Origin of the sequence: Lichenicola cladoniae (genome assembly GCF_013201075.1) — a bacterium.
Taxonomy (GTDB): domain Bacteria; phylum Pseudomonadota; class Alphaproteobacteria; order Acetobacterales; family Acetobacteraceae; genus Lichenicola; species Lichenicola cladoniae.
Window position 1 is genome coordinate 3,668,556 of the sequence record NZ_CP053708.1, and the last position, 23,957, is coordinate 3,692,512.

A 23,957-nucleotide genomic window follows, 5' to 3' on the forward strand; every position below is an offset into this window, starting at 1 on the left:
CTGTCCGACGCGTGCAGCCGCAACCTAACAGTATTATGCCGCAGTGCAACCAAAAACCCATCTTGAAAGATGACTTGATTATGAACCGAGAATTCTTTCGAGATAATGAGACCGATCCGGAGGCGGTATAGTTAACACACCCGATTCCGGACCGGCGTCCGCTTCTTTAGACACCTCAATTCTTAACCAATGCTTAAAAAGTGCGATTATGGGTATTCGAAGGCAGCCTTCCGTGGTCTTTTTCGAGCATTGACGGCATTCAGGCATCAGTTAAGTCCGGGATGGCAATGCAGAACCAGATCGCTTCACCTGACCGCGCCGCGTCCGGCATTCCGGAACACAAGGCGGCGGCCAGCTACGGGCCGGGCCCGAATGCGATCCTGCGGCTGCTCGACCCGGCGCTCGATTCGGTATTCTCGCGCCCGACCAGGCTCGGTGTCGACAGCGCCTGGTATGGCCACCTGCCCTTCGCGGCCTGGACGGTCAGCGCCCTGCGACCGGCCCTGCTGGTCGAGCTCGGAACCCATGCCGGGGTGTCATACAGCGGTTTCTGCGAGGCGGTGATCGCCTCGGGCCTGCCGACGCGCTGCTTTGCGGTCGATGGCTGGACCGGCGACGAGCATGCCGGCTTCTATGACGACAGCGTGCTGACGGACCTGCGGGCCTTCCACGATACCCGCTACGGCACGTTCTCCCGGCTGCTGCAGATGCGCTTCGACGAGGCACTGTCGCTCTTCGCCGACGGCAGCATCGACCTCCTGCATATCGATGGACGGCACCATTTCGAGGACGTCGCGCACGACTACCGGAGCTGGCTGCCGAAGCTGTCCCCCCGGGCGATCGTGCTGTTCCACGATACCAATGTGCGCGAGCGGGATTTCGGGGTCTGGCGGTTCTGGGCGGAGGTATCGACGTCCAGCCCGAGCTTCGAATTCCTGCATGGCCACGGGCTGGGCGTGCTGGCACCCGGCTCCGCGCCGCCTGCTGCGTTCGACGCACTGTTCGGGCTCGACGCCAATCCGGCCGCCACGGCACGCCTGCGGGACCGGTTCGCGCTGCTCGGCGAGCGGTGGGAGGTCGAGTTCCAGCGTACGGCCGAAACTCGCGACCGCCAGGCACTCGTGGCACGTGCCGAGGTGGCTGCAGCGCTCGACTCGGAACTGGGACGTCTGCGAGCCGACATGGCGAAACAGGCGTCCGACGCCGACGAGGGCCGCTGGTCGCTCCATACCTTGCAGGCCCAGCACGACCGGCTGCGCGACGACCTCGCACGCAGCAAGGCGGATCGCCATCAACTGGCGTTACAGGCCGCCAAGCTGGAGCAGACGGCCCTAGCTGCAGACCGCGAGCGCATCTGGAACGCCGAGATGCTCGAGACGGCCCTGAGGGATGCCGCTGCCGCGCAACAGGCGGAACGGGATGCAGGCCTGGTTCGGCAAGACGCGTTCGAACGCTTGGCTGAAGCCGAGAGCGCTGCGCGCTCCGACACCTGGGGGCAGGAGCGGGCCCGGCTGCAACGCGAGCTCGACGCGCGCGAGCTGGAGGTCGCGGCCTTGCGTGCGGATCTCGCCGTGATGCAGGCATCGTCGTCCTGGCGTCTGACCAGGCCGGGCCGGATCGTGGTGGCCCTGCTGCGCGGGGCGGCGGATGCCCGCAGCATCCAGGCGTCGGCGCCCGACGGCTATCCGATCATCACCCGCCACGATGCCGCGACGGACCTGAAGCCGGACGCTGTCGCCGACGCGCCGGACCAGCCGGATATCGGAACCACGGCACAGCCGGAGCCCATCCTACCGGTTTCGACAGAAGCGCATTCCACCGGCGCGGATGTCTCGCCCCCGGTGCCTGCGGAAGATGCAGCCGACACCTGGCATCGCCCATGGCGGCCGATCCGGCGCGTCCTGTTCGTCGCAGGCGAGCCAGGCACGCCGGGCAGCGTATACCGGACACGGCGCAACGCCGCTGCCTGCGCTGCCGCAGGCTACGAGACCGAAACCGTCGATATCTTCGACGTCAACCCGGACAACCTAGCGGCTGCCGACCTGGTCGTGTTGTGGCGCTCCGTCTACAGCGGCCACGTGCAGTCGATGATCCAGCTGGCGCACGATGCCGGCACCCGGATCGCGTTCGACGTCGACGACCTGATCGTGAAACCGTCGCTCGCGGTGATCGAGATCATCGACGGCATCCGCACCACCTTCGTCACCGAGGCGGAAGGCCGGTCGTACTTCCAGGGAATGCAGCGAACGCTGACCTCCTGCGACGTCTGTCTCACCACGACCGAGGAACTGGCGTTGCCGATCGGCGAGTTGCACCCGATCGTCCATGTGCTGCCGAACATTTTCGACGATACGACCGCCCTTGCCTCGCGCTATGCGGTCAGGTTGCGCGCGGAACAAGCCGGCGATGGCCGGGTCAGGCTGGGCTACGCCGGCGGCACCCGCACCCACCAGAAGGACATGGCCGCAATCGCCGGCGCCCTGGCGCGCGTGCTGCAGCAGCGGCCGGACACCCTGCTGGTGCTGTTCCGTGACGGCAGCAGCGGCGAAGGCCTGGTGCTGATCGAGGAGTTTCCCGACCTCATGCCGTTCGCGGACCGCGTCGAGTGGCGCGACATGGTGCCGCTCGCCGACCTGCCGGCCGAGCTGGCCCGGTTCGACATCTCGCTTTGTCCGCTCGAGCTCGGAAACCCGTTCTGCGAGGCCAAGAGCGAGCTCAAGTATTTCGAGTCTGCACTGGCCGGCGTGTGCCTGGTCGCCTCGCCGACCGGACCGTTCCAACGCGCGGTGCAGGACGGGATCACCGGCTTCCTCGCCGCGACACCGGACGAGTGGGAACAGGTCCTGCTCCGGCTGATCGATGACCCGGAACGGCGGGCTCGCACGGCTCGCGCTGCCTACCATCATGTGCTGTGGCAGTTCGGGCCCCGCCGGCAGATGGAGCTCTGGTCGCAGCTGCTGGACGGGCTGAATGGCGGGGTCGCCGGCGCCCGCGCATCCGAGCTGGCACTGTATCGTGGCGAGTATCGGGCCCGTGCGCTGCCCGAGGTTCCGGACAGCGACACCTTGTACTCTTATGATGCACTCGGCGAGGCGCGGGTCACCGTCGGCCTGACCTCGTACAACTACGAGGCGCATATCGGCGAGGCCCTGGATTCGGTGCTGGCGCAGACGATCGACGCGATCGACATGGTGGTGGTCGATGACGGCTCCAGCGACGGTTCGGTCGCGCTGCTGCTCGACTGGGCGGAGCGGCACCGGATGCGCTTCAACCGACTGCTCATCCTGAGGACGCGCGTCAATGCCGGCCTCGGCGGTGCCCGCAACGTGGTGTTCGACCAGGCCGAGACGCCGTGGATCATGGTGCTGGACTCCGACAACCGGCTGGCGCCCGAAGCCTGTGCCCGGCTGTTGCAGGCGCTCGATGCCGAGCCGGCGGCGGCATTCGCGTATCCACGCATCCGGCAGTTCGGCACGAGCGAGACGCTGATGGGCGACGCCGAGTTCGACCCGTCCCACCTCGCATCCGGCAACTATATCGACGCGATGGCGATGGTCGCGAAATGGGCCTGGGCGGCGGCCGGCGGCTACTACGTGCGTCGCGACGCCATGGGCTGGGAGGATTTCTCGCTCTGGTGCCGGCTCGTCGAGCTCGGGCAGTTCGGGGTCGCGGTGCCGGACGAGCTCGCCGACTATCGGGTGCATGCAGGGTCGATGGTGAATGCGATCACCGAGCAGGACGACAACAAGCGGCTGATGGTGGACTTCGTCGAGGACCGACATCCGTGGCTTCGGCTCCGCATGCGCGCGACCAGGAAGCGGCGCTGAGCCAGGCACCGCACGGCCTGTCGCCGCCCCCGCCGGGTGCGCGGTGCCTGGTGCTCGGCGCAGGTGGTTTCATCGGAACCAACCTGTGCCTGGCGCTGGATCACGCCCGAATACCGACCACCGGCTTCGGTCGGGCCGCGCGGGTTCCCCAGGGACTGGCCGAGCTCGATCGCCTGGACTGGCGCCATGGCACGATCGAAATGCTGTCCGATCCTGAGCGGTTGGTCGCGGGCCACACCCACCTGTTCGACCTGATCGGGGCCGGCCTGCCGAACAGCTCGAACGACAATCCCGCCCAGGCCGTCGCGGACGGGCTGCCGCTTAAGGTCCGGCTGCTTGAAGCCTGCCGCCGCGAGGGGGTGCAGCGCACCGTGTTCACCTCGTCGGGCGGTACGGTCTACGGACCGGCCGGCAATGTGCCCATTCTCGAGACCGCGCCCACCAACCCGATCTGCGCATACGGGATAGGCAAGCTGACCGTCGAGAAATACCTGGCGCTGTACCGGCATCTGCACGGGCTCGATTACCGGGTATTGCGGATCGCCAATGCGTATGGCGAGCACCAGCGCCCGGAACGTGGCCAGGGCCTGGTCGCCGCCGTGCTGGACCGGCTGCTGACCGGCATGCCGATCCCGGTCTGGGGCGACGGCGCGACGGTGCGGGACTACCTGCATATCGACGATGTGGTTGCGGCGATCCTGGCGGCGGCGTTCTCGGACGCCGACGGCGCGCGGCTCTACAATGTCGGCAGCGGCATCGGCCGCAGCGTGCGCGCGGTGATCGACGACGCCGCACGGGTCACCGGCCTGCAACCGAAGCTCGCGATCACCGCCGCCCGGAGTGCGGACGTCGCCGTGAATATCCTCGATAGTGGATTATTGCGACGCGAGACCGGGTGGACACCGGTGGTCGCCTGGGAGGACGGGCTCGCCCGGACGGCGGCGTGGCTGCTTGGCCGGGACAGGATGCCAGGCACCTAGCGACGCATAGGGACCGCCGTTTCCATGCCAGCATCGTTTCAAGGAAGATGACGGCCTCAGATTGCATGTTCAGACTTGGCGAACTGAAGAATGCCGGCGTTCGACCCACCCTGATGCGCCGATGCAGGCTGCTAACGCACCGAGTTCGACTGCAAGGTATGGTTAAGGATTATCCTGTATCAGACGGGCTGTTTCGCGTGACGGTTTTCATCCGTTCCTGCCTGAGCCGATGGGTTGGAGAACATACGGCAATGGTCTTGGGTGATTGCAGATGGCGTTTCGACAGCGTTTCACCGCCTTAGACAATAGCTGCACGCGGTGATAAGATAATCGGGGTCTGGTAACTTGCAGACCAGTGCCCGATGTTCGTTATGAGAATTCAGGCAATACCCCATCTTCCAAGAAAGCTCATTCAATCCGCCGGGTCCTGCAGGCCTCCGGCGTTCACGTGTCCAGCCATGTATGGACCGCACTGCGCAGGAACTGTTCGTCTTCCGGGTTTGAACCGGGACTGCCTGCACCGTGACCCCAGATCGACGGGATCGGACGAAGTTCGGCGTGACGCAGGCCGAGCAGCTCCGCCTCGTTGTCGGCCACGCGGAAATACAGATCTGTAGTCCCCGGCAGCAAAAGTACTTTCGCCTCGATGGCAGCCAGCGCCTGGTCGAGATCATGCGCATACAACTCGTTGGCGCTGATGTCGGATGCAGCCCAGCTGCAGGCCTGAGCATAGAGGTCCGCCGCATGGCATCTGGTAAAGCCCGGCGCCCATTCGCGGTCGAGGTAATCGTCGAGGCTCGATGCGGTCGCCAGGTGCAGGCCGGCGCGATACCAGTCCTGGCTCTTGGCCCAGCCGGCATAGGTCCGTGCGAAGGCACGCAACGCAGCCTTCGGTTCGGCGCTGAACCGGCCGCCTCCCAGATGCTCCGGGGCGGCTTCGAGGATCGCCAGCAATGCCTTCAGGAACACCTGGTTGTGCACGGCGGTCCGGGCACTGCCGCAGACGACGATCGCGCGCTCGACCAAGCCTGGATACAGCGCCGCCCAGTGGTAGGCCTGTTGCGCGCCCATCGAGAAGCCATACACGGCGGCGATCCGGTCGATCGCGAACAGTTCGTGCAGCAGGCGCCGCTGCGCCCGCACGCTGTCGGTGGTGGTCACCAGCGCGGGATAATCGTCGCTGTTGGACGGGCTCGACGACAGGCCGTTGCCGAACAGGTCCGGCGTCACGATGAACCATCGGGTCGGATCGAGAATACCGTCCGGCCGGACCAGCCATTCCTGGTCGGTGTGGGTGGCGCTGTAGCTGGTCGGATAGACGACGACATTATCGCGCGCCGGCGAGAGCGTGCCGTAGCTTTTCCAGGCAAGGCGCGCATTTCGAAGCGTCGCACCCGACTGCAGCGGCAGATCGCCCAGTTCGTAGACACCGGTCTCGCTGGCCCACATGTTGAATTCCAGTTCGGCGAAGGGGTGGTTGGTTCGGTCTAACGCGGCGCACCGGACAATGGCGCCATCAGAACATCGTCCGCACGGTTCCAGGCCCGGGTGAAATACGGTTGCGATAACCGATCAGGCAAACAACCAGGGATCAGGCCGCCGGCCTTTGCAGATCCCGCCTCAGGTCGGCTTCGCGACGGTGCCGGCTTCGACATCCTCCAGGCGATCTGTTAGGCCGGGTTTCGAAGCAAATGACCGTGATCGAGGCTGCTACCGCACGAGCGTTCGGCAGCAAGGAATGCTGGATCGGTTTTCCATGGGGCAGACTTGCTAGAGATCATCCTGAACGCGCTGGTTCCGGTATTTTTCGGGATCGCGCTCGGCTACCTGGGCGGCTGGACCCGCAAACTCGACAACACGCATGTCAGCGGGCTGAACGCCCTCGTCATGGACTTCGCGGTGCCGGCGGCAATATTTTCAACCGTCGTCCAGGCATCCCGCACGACACTGTATCAGCAGCTTCCGCTCGCCGCGATCCTGTCGCTGTCCATGCTGATCATGTACGCCGTGACCTATGCCATGGTCCGGCGTGTCTTCGGCGTGCCGTCCGGCGAGGCCTCGGTCCAGGCCCTGACCGCGTCGCTGCCGAACTACGCGTCGGCAGGATTCCCATTGATCGCCGCCCTCCTCGGGAGGTCTCACCTGGTCTCGGTCGCGGTGGCGATCGCCTGCGGATCGATCGTCGTCTCGCCGATCACCCTCATCATCCTGGCCAGGACCTCGCAGAAGCCGGGCCAGGGCGGCATCGGGCGCGCATTCCTGAGCACGTTCAAGAAGCCGATCGTGCTGGCACCGCTGCTGGCGGTCGCGTTCGTCGCCACCGGGCTGGGACTGCCGGATCCCCTGGCACGCTCGGTGTCGCTGATCGGGCAGGCCGGCGGCGGGTCGGCCCTGTTCCTGACCGGTTTGATCCTGTCGGCGCAGAAGGTGCGGCTCGGCATGAGCGTCAACATCCAGGCGCTGGTCGCCAACATCGCTCATCCGCTGCTCGCGGCTGGACTGGCCTGGATTTTGGCCGTCTCTCCCCTGATCATGCGCGAATCCATCGTGCTTTCGGCGCTTCCAGCAGGGTTCTTCGGCATCCTGTTCGGCTTACGCTTCGGCATTGCATCGGAGGTAGTCGGCTCGACGTTGATTGCGAGCACGATCCTCAGTGCCGCGACACTGGCCGCGGCGATCTATCTGACTGCCGGCCTGGGGTAGAAGCCGCCTCGCGATCCAGGCCTTATCGTCGACACCATCATGGGACCTCAACCACATGGCCGAATGGCAAGCCCAGCGTAAATCCCGCGACGACCGGCTCGCGGCGGGCGGTGCGTTCGCCAAGGGAAAGCTCGTCTCGCCCGGGGATACGACGGCGCTGCTCGAAGCGGTGATACGGCCGGGTGATCGCGTCTGCCTCGAGGGAGACAACCAGAAGCAGGCCGATTTCCTGGCCGCCTGCCTGTCCAGGGCCGATCCGGGCCGGCTGCACGACCTGCACATCGTGCAGTCCGGGATCGTGTTGCCGGAGCATATCGACCTGTTCGAGAAGGGCATCGCGAAAAAGCTCGATTTTTCCTATTCCGGCCCGCAGGGCGGCGCCATCGCGCGCGTCCTGAACGCAGGCAAGATCGAGCTCGGCGCGATCCATACCTACATCGAGTTGTTCGCGCGGTATTTCGTCGACCTGACGCCGCATGTGGCGCTGACCGTCGCCCGTGCGGCCGACCGTCACGGCAATCTCTACATGGGCCCCAACACCGAAGACTCGCCGGCGGTGATCGAGGCGACTTCGTTCAAGCAGGGCATCGTCATCGCCCAGGTGAACGAGCTCATGGACACGCTGCCACGGGTCGATATTCCCGGCGACCGGGTCGACTACGTGATCGTGACGCCGAAGCCGTTCTACGTGGAGCCGCTCTTCACCCGCGATCCGGCCAGCATCACCGAGATGCATATCCTTGCTGGCATGATGGCGATCAAGGGGATCTACGCCGAATACGGCATCAAGCGGCTGAACCACGGTATCGGCTACAACACTGCCGCGATCGAGCTGCTGTTGCCGACTTTCGCGGAAAAGCTCGGGCTCAAGGGAAAGATCGCCACGCACTGGGCGCTCAACCCGCACCCGACGCTCATCCCGGCGATCGAGTCCGGCTGGGTCAAGCAGATCCACAGCTTCGGCTCCGAGGTCGGCATGGACGAATACATGCGGGCACGTCCGGACATCTATTTCACCGGGCGCGACGGCTCGATGAGCTCGAACCGCATGTACTGCCAGGTCGCCGGCCTGTATGCGACCGACCTGTTCATCGGCTCGACGCTGCAGATCGACCTGCAGGGCAACAGCTCGACGGTGACCACGGACCGGATCGCCGGCTTCGGCGGCGCCCCGAACATGGGCTCGGACCCTCATGGACGACGCCATCCCAGCGACGCATGGCTGAAAGCCGGACGGGAGGCGAACGACGGCAACCCGCAACTGATGCGAGGCCGCAAGCTGGTCGTACAGCTGGTGGAGAGCTTCAGCGAGAAGATGGTGCCGGTGTTCGTCGAAAAGCTCGACAGCCTCGAACTGGCGAAAAAGCTGAAGCTCGAGCTGGCACCGGTGATGATCTATGGTGACGACGTGACCCACATCGTCAGCGAGGAAGGCATTGCCAACCTGCTGCTGTGCCGCACGCCGGAGGAACGCGAGCAGGCGATCCGCGGCATCGCCGGCTTCACCGAGGTCGGCCGCAAGCGCGACCGTGCCATGGTCGAGAGGCTGCGCGCGCGAAAGATCATCCAGCGTCCCGAGGATCTCGGCATCAATCCGCTGGACGCCCAACGCGGGCTGCTGGCCGCCCAGTCGATCAAGGAGCTGATGCACTGGTCTGGGAACCTCTACGCGCCACCAAGCAAGTTCCGGAACTGGTAGGAGACGCGGACCATGCTGACCCCTCAAATTCGCCCACACCGCCCACCAGCGACTGCCCGGCAACAAGGACCAGGCGATCGTCGGCGTCGTGGCCTCCGGAAACCTCGAGATCCTGCTGGAGCGCCTGCTTCCCGGGGCCGAGTGCGAAGTGATCATCGCCACGCCCGTGAAGGGCTATGACGACACGTGGAAAGCGGTGGTCGACGAGTTCGTCGAACGGTCCTCCCCCGGCGGCCTGCGGATCTCGATCAATGACGGGGGTGCGCGCCCCGACACGGTTTTCCTGCGCCTGCTCCAGGGCAGCGCTCTGATGGGTTCCGAATGATGGCAACGCCCGAGACCTATGGTCACAGCAGCTGGCTGCAGGCGACGGCGCGCCAGCGCATCGCCGGCCTGCTGGACCCGGACAGCTTCACCGAGTTCCTGCGTCCGTCCGAGCGCATCCAGAGCCCGCATCTGCACCTGTTCGACCTTCCGGCGGCCTTCGACGATGGCGTCGTCATCGGGCGAGGCAACCTGGACGGCGCGCCGGTGCTGCTTGCGGCACAGGAAGGCCAGTTCATGGGCGGCACCTTCGGCGAGGTCAGCGGCGCCAAGATCGTCGGCCTGCTGCGCGCCGCCCGCGACCACCCCGAGCTGCCGCGCACCGTGTTGCTGCTGCTCGATAGCGGCGGCGTGCGGCTGCAGGAAGCCAACGCCGGCGAGCTCGCGGTCGCCGAGATCATGCGCGCCGTGGTCGAGGCACGCGTCGCCGGCGTCGCGGTGATCGCGCTGGTCGGGGGCCGGGCGGGCGCCTTCGGCGGCGCCGGCCTGACCGCGGCCACCTGCTCGCGGATCATCGTGTCGGAGCAGGGCCGCATCGGCGTTTCCGGACCCGAAGTCATCGAGACCAACAAGGGTGTCGAGGAGTTCGATTCCAAGGACAAAGCGCTCGTGTGGAGCGTCACCGGCGGCAAGAACCGCCGGCTGATCGGCGGCGCGGATGCGTTTGCCGCGGACACGATGGAGGGGTTTCGCGCGGCCGCGAAGGCGATCCTCGGCCATGCGCCGGGCTTCGACCTCCGCTCCATGCGCGCGGAACAGGACCGCCTGTCGAAGCGGGAGATCCTGTTCGCCGGCTGCGACGATGCCGCCTCGATGTGGAAGATCCTCGGGATCGATGATCCCCATGATATCAGCGCGATGGATACCGACCTGTTCGTGACGCTCGCAAACGCCATCGAGGGAGCCAGCCATGACGCTCGATGAGGTGCTGAACAGCCTGTTCCCGTCCGGCCACGCCGTGAGCGTCGGCAACGAAGGCATCATCACCGGCTCGGCCAGGCGTCCGGGCGGCGAGCCGGTCTCGGTCATCGGCGTCGCGAACGGCGTGGCGCTGGGAACGGCCGGGGTCTTGCCGCTGGCGGAACAGGTGCTGCAGGTGATCGCCGCCGGCGGCGACACCCCGATCCTGGTGCTTGTCGATACCCAAGGCCAGCTCATGACACGGCGCGACGAGATGCGCGGCCTGAACGAATACCTGGCGCATCTCGCCAAGTGCCTGCTGCTCGCCAGCCAGCAGGGCCATCGGACCATCGGCCTGGAATACGGCAAGGCCGCCGCGGGTGCCTTCCTGGCCACCGCACTCGCCACCGACACGCTCATCGGCCTCCCCGGCGCGACGCCGACGGTCATGGACCTGCCCTCGGTCTCGCGGGTGACCAAGCTGCCGGTGGAGCAGCTGGAGGAGCTTTCGAAAACCACGCCGGTGTTCGCACCCGGGCTCGAGCATATGGTCCAGATGGGTGCCTTCGCGGCGGTCTGGGATCCGGCGCAACCACTCGATGCACAGCTGGAGGCGACCCTGGCAACCGGCCCGTCCGGCGACGTGCGCGATGAGACCGGCGAACGACGCAAGGGCCGGCCCATGGCGGCGTCGGTCGCCAGGCGTGTGATCGCGGACGCGCTGGTCCAGAGCGGCGGTCGTGCGACGGCATGATCTGCTGCGGGTGCCGCCCGCAACATGGGACGCGATGCTTGCGCGCCATCCCGACCTTGGCGAACTGCCGCTGGTGACCGGCTGGGCGCTGCAGGGCTGGCCGGTCATTGTCCGGCGACGCCTGGCGGCCGATGCCTCCGGCGACATACCCGCCGCACTGCCCCTGCCCCCGGCATACGGCAAGCGCCGTATCGCCTTCGCTTTTCCGGGCGATGCCGACCTGCATGCGCTCCCGCCGGTCTCCCTGCGCGATGCCGCCCACGCGGCGCCACCGGAATGGCAACCGGTGATCGCCGAGATCATCCAGCTTGGCGAGGCCGTGGGGGTCGTGCCTCGCGTGTTCGGGTCGCTGCTCTGGCAGCACGCGACCGGGCTTTCCTATATTGCGGCAGGATCGGATCTCGACCTGCTCTGGTCGGGCGCGAACCACGCTTCCATGAGAACCCTCGCCGGTGAACTTCAGCGTCTCGACGAACACGGTGCGGTCCGGATCGACGGCGAGATAGAGATGCCGGACGGAGCGGCGTTCAACTGGCGCGAGCTTGCGTTGCGCCGGGGCGGCGACACGGTGCTGCTGAAGACGATGGCCGGCGTGGAGTTGCGGGCGATCGACGACCTGATCCGCGGCCCGGTCGCGTGACGTCAGTCGCCCTGCATCGCGTAACCGGCTCGGGTGCCGATCGGTTCACGTCGCAGAGCGCGGCCCATATCTCCGGTGTCGCCGTCGCCGCCCTGATCGCAGAGCTTGAGACATGGCCCAAGCCCGGCCTCGTCAGCCACGTGGATAGCGGCAGCCATACCGACATGACGGCCTCCACCTTCCGGGACAGTGCCGCGGCGATCGAGCCGTTCCTGGCCGAGCTTGCAGAGGCCGGTGCCGCCGGGGCACCCATGGGCCGGCTCCGCACGATCGGCATCGCGGCGGAACACGCGATGCTGTCGGCCACTCGCGGCGTCAACACGCATCGCGGCGCCATCTTCGGTCTTGGGCTCCTCTGCGCCGCAGCCGGTACAGCGTGGACCGACGCTTCCGGCCTGGCGCGTCGCCGGCCGCCCGGGCTGCTCTGCGAACTCGTGCGCGTACATTGGGGCCAGTCGATCCTGGGCGGGCCGATCCCGCTGCACAGCCATGGCGCAAACGCGCTGCGTCGGCATGGCGCCGGTGGCGCGAGAGCCCAGGCTGCCGCCGGCTTTCCGCACGCCCGGGAGGTCGGGCTGCCGGCCCTGCATTTTGGCCGCGTGCTGGCGCCCGGGAACGAGGAGGCCGCCCGCGTCCAGGCCTTCTTCGCGCTGCTGGCGGCTACGGAGGATACGAACCTGCTGCATCGTGGCGGCACCGCCGGCCTTGCATATGCGCAGGCAGCGGCGGCCGACTTCCTCGCATCGGGCGGGATCGCGCAGCCGGACTGGCAGGATGAAGCGGAGCGGATCCACCGCGCCTTCATCGATCGTCGCCTGAGCCCCGGCGGCTGTGCCGACCTGCTCGCCATCACGCTGTTTCTCGATGGGCTGGAGGAGCATCCATGACCGGCACTGCCATCCTGTGTTCGGGCCAGGGCGCGCAGGGTGCCGGCATGTTCGCCCTGCTGGCCGACGCGCCGGAAGCCGCCTCCGTGTTCGAGGCTGCGAAGGCGCTCCTGGATGGGGCCGACCCGAGGGAACTCGTTCATGCGGCAAGCGACGAGGAGCTGCACGCGAACCGGCTGGGGCAGATACTGTGCTGCACCCAGACGCTGGCGGCATGGGCGGTCATCCGCGACAGGCTGTCCGGCACGCTGGTCGTCGCCGGTTACAGCGTGGGCGAGTTGGGCGCCTGGGGCGTTGCCGGACTGGCCGACCCCGGCGAGATCCTGCGGCTCGCCGCGCAACGCGCCGCGGCGATGGACGCCGCGACGACGGAGCCATCCAGCCTGGTTGCCATACGAGGCCTCGACCGGGGGAAACTGGAGCCGATCTGCGTCGCGCATGGCACTTTCGTCGCCATCGTCAACGGAAGCGACCAGATGGTGGTTGGCGGAACCAGGACAGCGCTGGTCGGCTTCGTCGCCGATGCCGGTGCGGCAGGGGCGACGCGGATCACCCCGCTTGCGGTCGAGGTGGCATCGCACACGCCTCTTCTCGCCGAGGCGAGCGCGCAGTTCCGGAACGATCTTGCAAGCGCCCGCCTGGCCGGCCGCATCCCGCCCGACATGCGCCTGCTGAGCGGCATCGACGGAGCCGCACTCTTCGATGTCGAGGACGGTGCAGACAAGCTTGCCCGGCAGATCTGTCAGACGGTCGACTGGAGCGCCTGCATGGAAACCTGCACTGCGTCGAGCGTGTCCAAGGTCGTGGAACTCGGGCCCGGCAATGGCCTTGCGCGCATGATGCAGGACGCAGCCCCGGGTATCGATGCACACAGCCTATCCGAGTTCCGTTCGCTCGAGGGGTTTCTCCGTTGGGTCGAGAAGCCGGCATCGTGAGCGAGCCGATGCGGACTACGCTCCGCGGCCGCCTGCATTGGTAACGGCTGAATTTGTGAGCTAAGGTTGGCTGCACAGCTGGATGTTTCGATGTTCAAATACATGCCCGTCGGCCTGGCCATTCTCTCCTGCGCAGCGGTCATGCCGGCACGAGCGGCGGCACCGGCCACGCGATTTTTCACCACCGGGGACACGCCCAAGCCATTTTCCGCCGCTGTCCGGATCGGAAACATGGTCTTCGTATCCGGCGTGATCGGCGTCGGCCCGGACGGTACGTTGCCTGCCGACTTCACGGTCCAGGCGACGAACGTCATGGAGGGCATCTCCAATGAACTGAAACTCGCGGATGCATCCATGGACGACGTGTTCAAGTGCGACGTCGCCTTGGCGGACATGAAGAATTACGCGGCGTTCAACTCGGTCTATGTGAAATACTTCAAGGCCGGTCATTTCCCGGTCAGGATGGCGTCCGGCGCCAACGGCCTGGCCAAGGGCGCTGCCGTCGAAGCCTCATGCCAGGCCTATACGCGGAAGTAGTTTCCCGACCGGTACGTCCGAGCGACACGTTACGCGGATCGTCTGGGCGTATCGCTCGACAGCCTGTGCAGGAAGCTTCGCATCCGGGTGAGGAACAGTTCGGGCCGGGCGAGTTCTCCATCCTGGTGCGACGCCAAATCCTCGGCGATCGCGGCCTGGCTGCGGAGCGCCAGTTCCTCGAGTGCCGTGGCAAGCCCGGGGCTGGTCCTGATCGCCTCGGCGATCGCCGGCCCGTCCAGGCGATAGGCTCGGACCGGTGTCAACGCCGTCGCCGTGGCGACGTAGGGCGCGCCGGTGATGAGCCCGATCGCACCGAGGCTGCCGCCGGGGCTCATCCGGTGCAGCACATGCGAAAGGCCCGGGGTGTCGCTGGTGATTTCCACGGTGCCTGACGCCACCAGGAACAAGGCCTCCGGCTTGTCGTGCTGGCGGATGAGCGTGTTGCCGATACCGAGCCGGATCTCGACCAGCTTTTCCGCAAGCAGGTTGCGCTGGCTGTCGGGGATCATCCCGAACAGGTTGGATTGCTGCAGCAGTTCAGCCGGTGTCGGCACCGGCAGCCGCGGCACCGTCGCCTGGCCCGCAACCGCGAGCCCGATGCCGGCATGACGCAAGTGACGCTGCACCAGTGCGAACAGTTCGGTCCGGGCAGCGCCGAGCTTGTCGCTGGAAGCCACCGAGAAGCTGATCTCATAGGTGGCCCCATCGCCCTGCAGCCCGACCGCAGACACGCCTGCGGCCGGCGTGTCGAGCGGCATCCGGCTCGCGGCGACCGCGGCGACGAGCGCCGCCATGCAATCCTCCGGGCTCGCACCGGGGTCCAGCCGCACCGTGATCGTCTCGCGGCGGGCCGTGGTGCGCAGCGTGTAGTTCACCAGGCGCGCCTTCGCCATGACGCTGTTGGGCACGATCGCGATGTTGTTCTGGCCGGTGGCGATATGCGTCGACCGCCAGTTCACCTGGACGACATGGCCTTCGACACCGCCTTCGACCCACAGCAGGTCGCCGGTCCGATACGGTTTCTCGATGCCGACCGCGATCCCGGAGAACACGTCCGACAGCGTGCTCTGCAGCGCCAGGCCGAGGATGATCGCGAGCACGCCGGAGGTTGCCAGCAGCCCGCCGATCGGTACGCCGAACACAAAGTTGACCACCACCAGCGCGGTGGAGATGTAGACCGCACCGGCAATGAGGTCGGACATGAACCGGGTCTCGCGGGATCGTGTTTCCAGCATCACCACGAGGCGCGCGACGCCGACGGCACTGCGAGCCGCGATCGTCCACCAGCCGGCATCGACCAACTGCTCCCAGAACCGCACGTTCGCCGGGCCGACATGAAAGTGCGGCAAGACCGGCGATCCGAAGATCCGCGGCAGCAGGATGGTCAGCACCACCAGGGCCACGATGTTCCACGCCGCGCGGCCCCAGAGCGGCCAGCCCCGGAACAGCAGGGGCAGGATCAGCGCACCGGCTACGATCAACGTGGCCGACAGAAGAAGGCTATGAGCGTCCACGGCGACCTCGGGGCGTGCGATGCGGGACGACGGGCCCAGGACGCGACGGTCGCGGGCACACACGCTTATGCACCGTAACGATCGGGGTGTCCTCTCTCCGCATCGGGGCCGGCGCAGTCGCGGCATCCCGGACCGGTGGAGCGCGTTATGCGCGCGATACGTCTCCCGCCTGGACACATCCGATGCATCTCAACACTGTCACGATCGTCAGCCTGTTCGCGGCCACGCTGTCGATGGTCAGCTACGTGCCGCAGGCCTGGAGCATCATCCGCACCCGCGATACCGACGGTATCTCCCTGAAAATGTATCTGATCACGGTGTTGGGTTTCACCACCTGGCTGATCTACGGCTTCCTGCAGGGGCAATGGCCGATCATCGTCCAGAACCTGATCTGCCTCGGCCTGTCGACCTTCATCCTGACGATGAAATTGTTGCCGCAGCATAAGAAGGAGGCGGTCGCCGACACGCTGGCCCCGATCGTCGGCGCGGACGGGGACTAGCCGGACCGGCCTGGATGCAGTGGCATGCAACGTGCTTGACCGGAAGTTCCCCGGCCTTGCTCATCGAGTGCCACCATGCGTTGCAGCCTCCCCTGCCAGGCGATCCCTCGCCCCGTCGCCGCCCTTTCGGACGAATACCCGCAAGGATTCGTCGATACGCGCCACCGGCATGCACGGGCGCAACTGCTGTTCGCGGCGAGCGGGGTCATGATGATCACCACCGATGCGGGCACCTTCGTCGTACCGCCGCAGCGGGCACTCTGGCTGCCGTCCGGCGTCCAGCACGAGGTGGCATGCCGGTCGGCGGTGTCGCTACGCACGCTGTATGTCGACGACGCGGCCATCGCGGGCCTCCCGCATCAACCGCGGGTGATCGAGGTTTCCGGCCTGCTGCGGGCGCTCATTCTCGAGGCGATGAGGATGGACGCCAACTATGCGGTCGACGGACGCGATGGACGGATCATGCGGCTCATCCTCGACGAGATCAGCGAGGAACCGGAAATACGCCTGTTCCTGCCGATGCCGTCCAGCGAACGGCTGCTGCGCGTATGCCGGTTCGTGCTCGCGGACCTGACGGACGGTGATCTCGATGCATGGGCCAGTATCGCCGGGATGAGCCGGCGCACGATGACCCGGATGTTTCGCGACGAGACCGGGGTCAGCCTCGGCACCTGGCGGCAGCAGGCGCGCCTGGTGACCGCCTGCGCCCGGCTGTCGGAGGGGGCATCGGTCGCGCAGGCGGCCTGCGAGGTCGGCTACGACAGTCCGAGCGCATTCACGGCGCTGTTCCAGCGGGTGTTCGGCATGACGCCCAGCGTCCATATGCGCCGGACATTCAGTCCGGCGGCAACGGCACCAGCCGCCTGATCAGGCCGGCAATCGCCTGCGCGCCGGCGCCGCCTTCCGACAATGCCGCCAGGACCCGGCGGCGATCGTCCGGGTCGTTAGTCTGGCCCAGCCGCAGCTGTGTCTCGACCTGCTCGATCTCGATGCTGAAGCCGACGATGTGCGGCATCAGCCGCTCGGTGTAGCCGACGATCTGGCCGGTATCCCAATCGCTGCCGGCCGGTTCGAGCTCGGCCGACAGCCGCTCCACCATCGCCCGCAGCGCCGCGGGATCGGTGACCAGGACCGCCCTGCCCCGCACATGCACCGCGACATATAACCAGGTCGGCGCCCTCGGGCGTGTGCCGTACCAGGACGGCGACACGTGCGCCTGGGGCCCGAGGAACGCGACGCGGCATTCCGGCCGGGCCGCCAGCGCCTGCCATTGCGGATTGCGCCGGTCGACATGGCCGATCAGCCGGCCACAACGACCGGTCCCCGGATCGGCACCGTCGCGGTCGACCATGAAGGGCAGGTGGCTGGCATCGGGTGCGCCGGTGCCATCCGGGCTCGCGGTCATGAGGGTACCGGTGCGGATCTCCTCGATCAGGTCGAAGGCGGTGGCGGCGTCATCGAGACGATAGGCTTCGGGGATGAACATCGGGAGCTGCCCTACCCTGCCCGGTCCAGCCCGAAGGTCGTGCGCAGCCAGGCGGCGGTTTCCTGGAACGCACGTGCGCTGGTGGGCGAGATCGAGACCGCTTCCAGGAAGCTGTGCAGCATCCCGGGATAGGTCTGCGACCGGACGGAGACGCCGGCCTTCTGCAGGGCCGCCGCGAGGGCCAGGTTTTCGTCGCGCAGCACATCGCATTCGGCAATCGCGAGATAGGTCGGCGGCAGGGCGTTCAGCGTCCCGCGTAGCAGGGCGGCACGCGGGTCCTGGCGAACCGCCGGATCGAGCGCGTAGCCGTCCCAGAAACCGCGCATTTCCTCCTCGGTCAGATTGTAGTCGGGGCCGCCGTAGATTCTGTACGATGGCCGGGTTTCGTCGCTGTCGGTGACTGCATAGTTGAGAATGATCGCCTGCAGCCGGTCGATCTCGCCGGCGTCGCGCAGCGTCAGGGCGGTGGCCATCGCCAGGTTGCCGCCAGCCGAATCTCCGCCGATCGCGGTCGGCAGGCCGGTGGGATCGAAGCCCAGCCAGGCCGGCGCATCGGGCTCTCGCAGCAGCCGGACCAGGGCCGTCACCTCGTTCACCTGCCGTGGAAACACCGCCTCCGGAACCAGCGTATAGTCGATGCCGACCACGGCGATGCCGGCGCGGCCCGCATACTCGCGCATCACCCGGTCATGCGTGTCCATCGAGAACAGCGTCCAGCCGCCGCCGTGGACATAGACCAGCACGCCGTCCGGTGTTTCCTTGGGCCGATGCACACGCAGCCGGAGCGACAGGCCGCCAAACTCGACAACGTGATTCCGCGTGTCGTGCATCGCCGGGCCGCCGCTGGCCCAGGGCGCACGAACGATCTCGGCCACTGCACGGGCTGCCTGGATCGAGAGCGTGTGCAGCGGCGGATGCTGGGCATAGGAGGCCGCCAGCAGATCGCGGAACCGGATCATGTCGGGAGCAGGCGGCTGCATCCGCGGCGACGGGTCGGACATGGGTTTCCTTCTGTCTGAGGACGGCACCCGTGGTAGCGGCCCCCTCGTATGCGCGCCATGCCCGTGCGGGCCGATCATCGTCGTGGCCGGGCCATTAAGCCATGGCGTGGCGAAGATCCGCCCCGACCGGGTATGCTTGCGGGGAAACCGCGAGCTATGCTCGGCGACCAGCATCATTCGCGTCGGGGTTCTCCATGCAGACAGTCTCCAGCAGACTGCTTCAGCGCAAGACGCCCGAGGCGATCACCCGCGAGGCAGGCGAGACCGGCATGCTGCGGACGCTGGGACCGCTGCAGCTCACCCTGCTCGGTGTCGGCTCGATCATCGGCGCCGGCATCTACGTGATGACTGGCAACGCCGCAGCCAACTATGCCGGTCCGGCGATCCTGCTGTCGTTCGTTCTCGCCGGGATGGCCTGCGTGTTCGCAGCGCTCTGCTACGCGGAGCTGGCCTCGGCGATGCCGGTCGCCGGCTCGGCCTACACCTACGCCTATGCCACCACCGGCGAGCTCAGCGCCTGGGTGATCGGCTGGCTGATGCTGCTCGAATACGGCATCGCCGGCGCGGCGGTGTCGTCCGGATTGTCGGGCTACCTCGCGTCGCTGCTCGCCGATCTCGGCATGGGCATTCCAGGCTGGCTGCACGTGTCGATGATCTCGACCGTGACGACACAAGGCGGTCAGCATCTGGTCTGGAGCGGCGGGTTCAACCTGCTGGCGATGCTGGCGATCGCCGCGGTGGTTGTTCTGCTGGTGCGCGGCGTCGCGGAGTCGGCCGCTGTAAACAGCGTCATCGTGGTGATCAAGCTGGGGGTGCTGCTGCTGTTCGTGCTGTTCGGCGTCGGTGCGATCCATCGCGCCAACTGGGTGCCGTTCATCCCGCCGAACCAGGGCGGTTTCCGGTTCGGCGTGCCCGGAATCTTCCGCGCCGCCTCGGTCATCTTCTTTGCCTACATGGGCTTCGAAACGGTTTCGACCGCCGCTGCCGAGGCACGCAATCCGCAGCGCGACATGCCACGCGGCATTCTCTCGGCGCTGCTGCTGAGCACGGTCGCCTACCTTTGCGTGGCCGCCGTGCTGACCGGTGTGGTGCCGTACCAGCGCCTCGGCGTGCCGGACCCGCTGGCGATCGCTGTCGACGCGATGCATTACCCGGCCCTAGGGCTGGTGGTGAAGTTCGGCGCGGTTGCCGGCCTGTCGTCGGTGCTGCTGGCACTGACCTATGGCCAGTCCCGCATCTTCTACACCATGGCGCGCGACGGGCTGCTGCCGGCGCTGTTCGGCCGGCTGCATCCGAAGCGCCGCACCCCGTGGCTCGGCACGATCGTGCTCGGCGTGTGCATGGCCGCCGCCGCCGCGACCCTGCCGATCGCCATCATCGGCGACCTGGTCAGCCTCGGCACGACGGCCTCGTTCGGCATCGTGTGCGTCACCGTGATGTGGCACCGCAACCGCTTTCCCGACGCGCCGCGACCGTTCCGGGTACCGCTGGGCGGGATCAAGGTGAAGGGCATCTGGATCGGCACGGTGCCGACGCTCGGCGTGATGTTCTGCCTACTGATGGCGTTGCCGTTGCTGATCGACCTGGTCGGCAGCGCGCTGCACGGCAACATGCTGCCGCTGTCGCTGCTGGTCGGATATCTGCTGCTGGGAGCGGCCGCCTATGTCGGCTACGGCTACCGGCATTCGCAGCTCGGCCGGGCTGAACCACCGCGCGCGGCGGTCTGAGCCGGTTCCACGCGCCGATGTCGATTGGCCCATCCACTGCGATGTTCGGCCCGCCGGAGCGAGACGATGAAGCGCGAAGCGAAACATAATCGATCATGCGGAACAGTTCCTTCGACGCAGAACCGGCGACCACCACCAGCACGACCCGCGTTGGCCGACGCACGCTGCTGGCAGGCTCCGTCGCCTTACTGGCGCTTCGTTCGGAACTTGCCCGTTCAGAAGATATTGCGATGGCGGACGCGGTTCGGGGCCTCGCCTTGCCGCCGGCGCCGCTGACGGCAAAACATCCGGTGCGGCTCGAACGCTGGGGGATGGTGCGGACCGACGAATACCAGTGGCTGCGCAATCCGGACTGGTTCAACAGGCTGTTGCATCCGGAAAGCCTGGAGCCGGCGATCCGCACGCATCTGGACGCGGAGAATGCCTATTGCGCGGAGGTGATGCGTCCGACCGACGCGCTGCAGGCGGAACTGCTGCATGAGATGCGAGCCCGCAGCGGCGGCAGCGGGGCCGGCCCGCCGGAGCCGGATGGCGCATGGCTATACTGGTCCGACATGCGGCCCGGCGCGCAGCAACCCGTGTATCTGCGCCGGCCCCGCGCCGGTGGCGCCGACGAGCTGCTGTTCGACTTCGACGCGGCGGCACGTGGCAAGCGCTATTTTCGGCTCTCCTCGCTCAAGGGTCCGGCACACAGCCCGGACGGACACTATTTTGCCTGGACCGTGGACGAGCGTGGCGACGAGCATTTCAGCCTGCACGTGATCGACCTCGACACGAAGCAGCCGATGTTTCCGCCGATCGAGAACTGCTACGGCGAGTTTGTGTTCTCGCCCGACAGCGCTTCGATCTTCTGGCTGCTGCGTGACGAGCATAGCCGTCCGACCAAGGTGTTCCGGCGCGCCCTGTCCGGGCGCACCGACGTGCTGGTCCATGAAGAGCACGACCCGGCCTTCTTCATCGCCCTGTCGCGTACCGCCTCGAACGGCTACGTGCTGATCACCATCGAGAATGGATCGACGTCGGAAATACGGCTGATCCCGGCCACCGACCCGACCGCGATGCCCACGATCATGCAGCCGCGCACAGCCGGGCTGCGCTATGCGATCGAGCATTGGGGCGACCGGTTCGTGGTGCGCACCAACGCCGATGGCGCCATCGACAACAAGCTGATGCTGGCGCCGGTGCACACGCCGGACCGGACGCGCTGGCAGGACTGGATCGCGTATCGCCCCGGCACCTACATTGCCGAGATGCGCGCGTTCCGCGACCATTTCGCCCGCGTGGAATGGGTCGATGCCAGCCCGCTGCTTGTGACGATCGCCCGCGATGGTCGGCAGGAGCGACGCGTCGGCTGCGAGGATGCGGCCTATGTGCTGACGCTCGATACCGATGCCGCCTACGACAGCACGCTGGTCCGCTTCTCCTGCCAGTCGCCGCGCCTGCCGGTCCAGTGGGAAACCGTCGACATGGCGTCGGGCCAGCGCTCGGTCATCTGGCGACAGACGGTGGCGGGGGTGCGTCGCGACGACTACGTGGTGGAACGACTGCTGGCGCCGACCGCGGACGGTGTCCTGGTGCCGATCTCGCTGCTCCGCCGCCGCACGACGCCGATGAACGGCCAGGCGCCGTTGATGCTGTATGGCTATGGCGCCTACGGGTTTTCGCTGCCGCCGGAATTCTCCGCACCCGACCTGTCCCTGGCCGATCGCGGCTGGATGGTGGCGATCGCGCATGTGCGCGGCGGCTCTGAGCGCGGGATGGGCTGGTACACCCAGACCCTGACGACGGGAAAGCCGCGCACGATCACCGACTTCATCGATTGCGCCGCGCATCTCGTCACGACGGGGCACACGGGCACCGGACGCATCGTCGGCCACAGTTTCTCGGCGGGCGGCATCCTGATCGGCGGCGCGATCAATCGGAGGCCGGACCTGTTCGCCGGCGCAATCGGGCAGGTGCCGTTCGTCGACGTGCTGAACACCATGCAGGACGACAGCAACCCGCTGGTGGCGTCGGCCCTGTCGCTCTGGGGAGACCCGTCCGATCCTGCGATGTTCCGCTCGATCGCCGGCTGGGCACCATACGAGACAATCCGAACACAGGACTATCCGGCGGTGCTGGCGACCGCCGGGCTGCTGGATGATCGGCTCGGGTATTGGGAGGCCGCCAAATGGGTGGCCCGGCTGCGCGACCGTTCCACCAGCGGTCGGCCGGTCATGCTGCTGACCAACATGCATGCCGGGCACCAGGGAGATGCCGGCGAGGATGCCGTGCTGGCACAGCACGCGTTGTTCTACGCGTTCGCGATCCGCGCGGTGTCGAATGCCTGGGCTTGAGCTGCGCCGGCTGGTTTTCGTCACGCATCGCTATGTCGGGCTGGTCATGGCGCTGTTCCTGCTGATCGCCGCGGTGACGGGATGCCTGCTGGTGTTTCGTGCCACCCTGGATGCGGCACTCAATCCGTCGTTTTTTGCCATTCCCGTGCGACCCGCGCTGCCGGCGACCGAACTGGTGCAGCGGCTGCAGCAGGCGCATCCCGGCTGGCGGGTCCAGAGCTTCGATCTGCAGACGCAGCCCGGCCAGGTGCTGCATGTCGGTGTAGGCGCACTACACTCGGACGGACACGACGCGATCATCGAGGGGGCGGACCAGGTGTTCGTCGATCCGGCCGACGCGCGCGTGGTCGGCATGCGCAGCAGCGGTGCCGGGATCGATCGCCCGCATCTGTTCCAGGCGATCTACCTGCTGCATTACACACTGCTCGCCGGCACCGCCGGGCGCTGGCTCATGGGCATCGTCGCACTTGCCTGGCTGGTGTCGAACGGCCTCGGGGTCTGGATCACCTGGCCGCGCCGGCGGCCGTGGCTGGCAGGCTGGCGTCCGGCGTGGGTGACCACACGGGCCCGGCTCCACCGGCGGCCGATGCCGGAACTGCATCGTGTCGGCGGCGTGTGGCTGCTGGTTCCGCTGACGGTCCTGGCCATCACGTCGGTGGCGATGAACTTCTACGACGAGCTGTTCAGGCCGTTGGTCGAGATGGTGTCGCCGCCACGGGTTTCCCCGTTCGACCGGCCGCCGGCCACGCCGGCGTCGTCCGGCCCGACGATCGGGTTCGCCGCCGCCGAGCGGATCGCCATCGCAGCCGCGTCGACGCAGACACCCTCCCTGGCGCCGGTGGCGATGACCGACGATCCGGTGCACGACTTCTACGATATAGGCTTCGCGCCGGGTGGAACCTCGCTGTATGAGGATTTCGGACGGGTGACCTACTCGATCGACCGGCACACCGGGCAACTCGCATGGATCGATCGGCCACGTCTCGACGGCACCGGCCGGCTGGTGCTGCGTGCGCTGTATCCTCTGCATAGCGGGCAGGTGTTCGGCCTGCCGACGCGCCTGCTGGTCCTGCTGCTCGGGGTGGTTACCGCAGGCCTGGCCGTTACCGGCTTCCTGCCATGGTGGCGACGCCGGCACATGCGTAGGCGGCAGGCCCATGCACGCACCCCCGAACATATCTGATCCGTTCCAACCCATAGAGGACTT

Annotated in this window: 19 protein-coding genes and 1 pseudogene; 16 read left to right on the forward strand and 4 right to left on the reverse strand. The window is 67.0% G+C overall.

Annotation, left to right across the window (positions count from 1 at the left end; genetic code table 11):
- Positions 1-287 precede the first annotated feature (287 nt).
- Together HN018_RS16610 and HN018_RS16615 are read left to right on the forward strand one after the other, a co-directional pair.
- Positions 288-3,827, forward strand: a complete 3,540-nt coding sequence (locus HN018_RS16610; RefSeq protein ID WP_171833030.1) for a glycosyltransferase — start codon at positions 288-290, stop codon at positions 3,825-3,827.
- On the forward strand, positions 3,785-4,807 hold the full coding sequence (locus tag HN018_RS16615; RefSeq protein WP_171833029.1) for an NAD-dependent epimerase/dehydratase family protein: 1,023 nt from the start codon (positions 3,785-3,787) through the stop codon (positions 4,805-4,807). Before HN018_RS16610 ends, HN018_RS16615 begins: the two co-directional genes overlap by 43 nt.
- A 444-nt stretch (positions 4,808-5,251) precedes the next feature.
- On the opposite strand, the gene HN018_RS16620 is transcribed toward HN018_RS16615, so the two are convergent.
- The gene (locus HN018_RS16620) at positions 5,252-6,256 is read right to left on the reverse strand and encodes an alpha/beta fold hydrolase (RefSeq protein ID WP_171833028.1); all 1,005 of its coding nucleotides are present in this window, start codon (positions 6,254-6,256) and stop codon (positions 5,252-5,254) included.
- Positions 6,257-6,574: 318 nt separating this feature from the next.
- Here HN018_RS16620 and HN018_RS16625 point away from each other — a divergent pair, with 318 nt between their 5' ends.
- The 9 genes and pseudogenes from HN018_RS16625 to HN018_RS16665 all read left to right on the forward strand — a co-directional run bounded on the left by HN018_RS16625 (position 6,575) and on the right by HN018_RS16665 (position 14,186).
- Positions 6,575-7,510 carry an AEC family transporter gene (locus HN018_RS16625; protein WP_171833027.1) on the forward strand — a complete coding sequence of 312 codons (936 nt, stop codon included), beginning with the start codon at positions 6,575-6,577 and terminating at the stop codon, positions 7,508-7,510.
- A gap of 55 nt (positions 7,511-7,565) precedes the next feature.
- On the forward strand, positions 7,566-9,209 hold the full coding sequence (mdcA, locus tag HN018_RS16630; RefSeq protein ID WP_171833026.1) for a malonate decarboxylase subunit alpha: 1,644 nt from the start codon (positions 7,566-7,568) through the stop codon (positions 9,207-9,209).
- Between the two features lie 34 nt (positions 9,210-9,243).
- Positions 9,244-9,534: pseudogene (gene mdcC / locus HN018_RS16635) on the forward strand (malonate decarboxylase acyl carrier protein); the annotation flags it as partial.
- Positions 9,531-10,457, forward strand: coding sequence for a biotin-independent malonate decarboxylase subunit beta (locus tag HN018_RS16640; protein WP_171833025.1), 927 nt, complete (start codon positions 9,531-9,533; stop codon positions 10,455-10,457). The pseudogene mdcC and the gene HN018_RS16640, both read left to right, overlap by 4 nt.
- Entirely contained in the window at positions 10,444-11,187 is a 744-nt protein-coding gene (locus HN018_RS16645) for a biotin-independent malonate decarboxylase subunit gamma (RefSeq protein WP_171833024.1), read from the forward strand. The genes HN018_RS16640 and HN018_RS16645 overlap by 14 nt, the downstream gene beginning before the upstream one ends.
- Positions 11,174-11,827: a malonate decarboxylase holo-[acyl-carrier-protein] synthase gene (mdcG, locus tag HN018_RS16650; RefSeq protein WP_171833023.1), complete on the forward strand. Its 654-nt coding sequence runs from the start codon at positions 11,174-11,176 to the stop codon at positions 11,825-11,827. The genes HN018_RS16645 and mdcG overlap by 14 nt, the downstream gene beginning before the upstream one ends.
- The gene (gene mdcB, locus HN018_RS16655; RefSeq protein WP_239478767.1) at positions 11,824-12,714 is read left to right on the forward strand and encodes a triphosphoribosyl-dephospho-CoA synthase MdcB; all 891 of its coding nucleotides are present in this window, start codon (positions 11,824-11,826) and stop codon (positions 12,712-12,714) included. The genes mdcG and mdcB overlap by 4 nt, the downstream gene beginning before the upstream one ends.
- Entirely contained in the window at positions 12,711-13,649 is a 939-nt protein-coding gene (locus tag HN018_RS16660) for an acyltransferase domain-containing protein (protein WP_171833022.1), read from the forward strand. The genes mdcB and HN018_RS16660 overlap by 4 nt, the downstream gene beginning before the upstream one ends.
- Positions 13,650-13,715: 66 nt before the next feature.
- Positions 13,716-14,186, forward strand: coding sequence for a RidA family protein (locus tag HN018_RS16665; protein WP_204259557.1), 471 nt, complete (start codon positions 13,716-13,718; stop codon positions 14,184-14,186).
- A 29-nt stretch (positions 14,187-14,215) separates the two neighbouring features.
- Here HN018_RS16665 and HN018_RS16670 read toward each other — a convergent pair whose 3' ends face one another.
- Complete coding sequence (locus HN018_RS16670) at positions 14,216-15,763, reverse strand: mechanosensitive ion channel family protein (protein ID WP_171833021.1); 1,548 nt, start codon at positions 15,761-15,763, stop codon at positions 14,216-14,218.
- A gap of 119 nt (positions 15,764-15,882) precedes the next feature.
- On the opposite strand from HN018_RS16670, the gene HN018_RS16675 reads away from it, so the two are divergent.
- Positions 15,883-16,200, forward strand: a complete 318-nt coding sequence (locus HN018_RS16675) for a SemiSWEET family sugar transporter (protein WP_171833020.1) — start codon at positions 15,883-15,885, stop codon at positions 16,198-16,200.
- Positions 16,201-16,275: 75 nt separating this feature from the next.
- Entirely contained in the window at positions 16,276-17,067 is a 792-nt protein-coding gene (locus HN018_RS16680; protein WP_171833019.1) for an AraC family transcriptional regulator, read from the forward strand.
- On the opposite strand, the gene HN018_RS16685 is transcribed toward HN018_RS16680, so the two are convergent.
- On the reverse strand, positions 17,036-17,686 hold the full coding sequence (locus HN018_RS16685) for an FMN-binding negative transcriptional regulator (RefSeq protein ID WP_171833018.1): 651 nt from the start codon (positions 17,684-17,686) through the stop codon (positions 17,036-17,038). The genes HN018_RS16680 and HN018_RS16685 overlap by 32 nt on opposite strands.
- Positions 17,687-17,697: 11 nt before the next feature.
- Positions 17,698-18,687, reverse strand: coding sequence for an alpha/beta hydrolase fold domain-containing protein (locus tag HN018_RS16690; RefSeq protein WP_171833017.1), 990 nt, complete (start codon positions 18,685-18,687; stop codon positions 17,698-17,700).
- 194 nt (positions 18,688-18,881) lie between these two features.
- Between HN018_RS16690 and HN018_RS16695 the strand changes: the two genes are divergently transcribed.
- The 3 genes from HN018_RS16695 to HN018_RS16705 all read left to right on the forward strand — a co-directional run bounded on the left by HN018_RS16695 (position 18,882) and on the right by HN018_RS16705 (position 23,933).
- Positions 18,882-20,414, forward strand: coding sequence for an amino acid permease (locus HN018_RS16695; RefSeq protein ID WP_171833016.1), 1,533 nt, complete (start codon positions 18,882-18,884; stop codon positions 20,412-20,414).
- Between the two features lie 95 nt (positions 20,415-20,509).
- Positions 20,510-22,750, forward strand: coding sequence for a S9 family peptidase (locus HN018_RS16700; RefSeq protein WP_171833015.1), 2,241 nt, complete (start codon positions 20,510-20,512; stop codon positions 22,748-22,750).
- Positions 22,737-23,933 (forward strand): PepSY-associated TM helix domain-containing protein, encoded by a 1,197-nt coding sequence (locus HN018_RS16705; protein ID WP_171833014.1) that lies wholly within the window; start codon positions 22,737-22,739, stop codon positions 23,931-23,933. Before HN018_RS16700 ends, HN018_RS16705 begins: the two co-directional genes overlap by 14 nt.
- Positions 23,934-23,957: the final 24 nt, after the last annotated feature.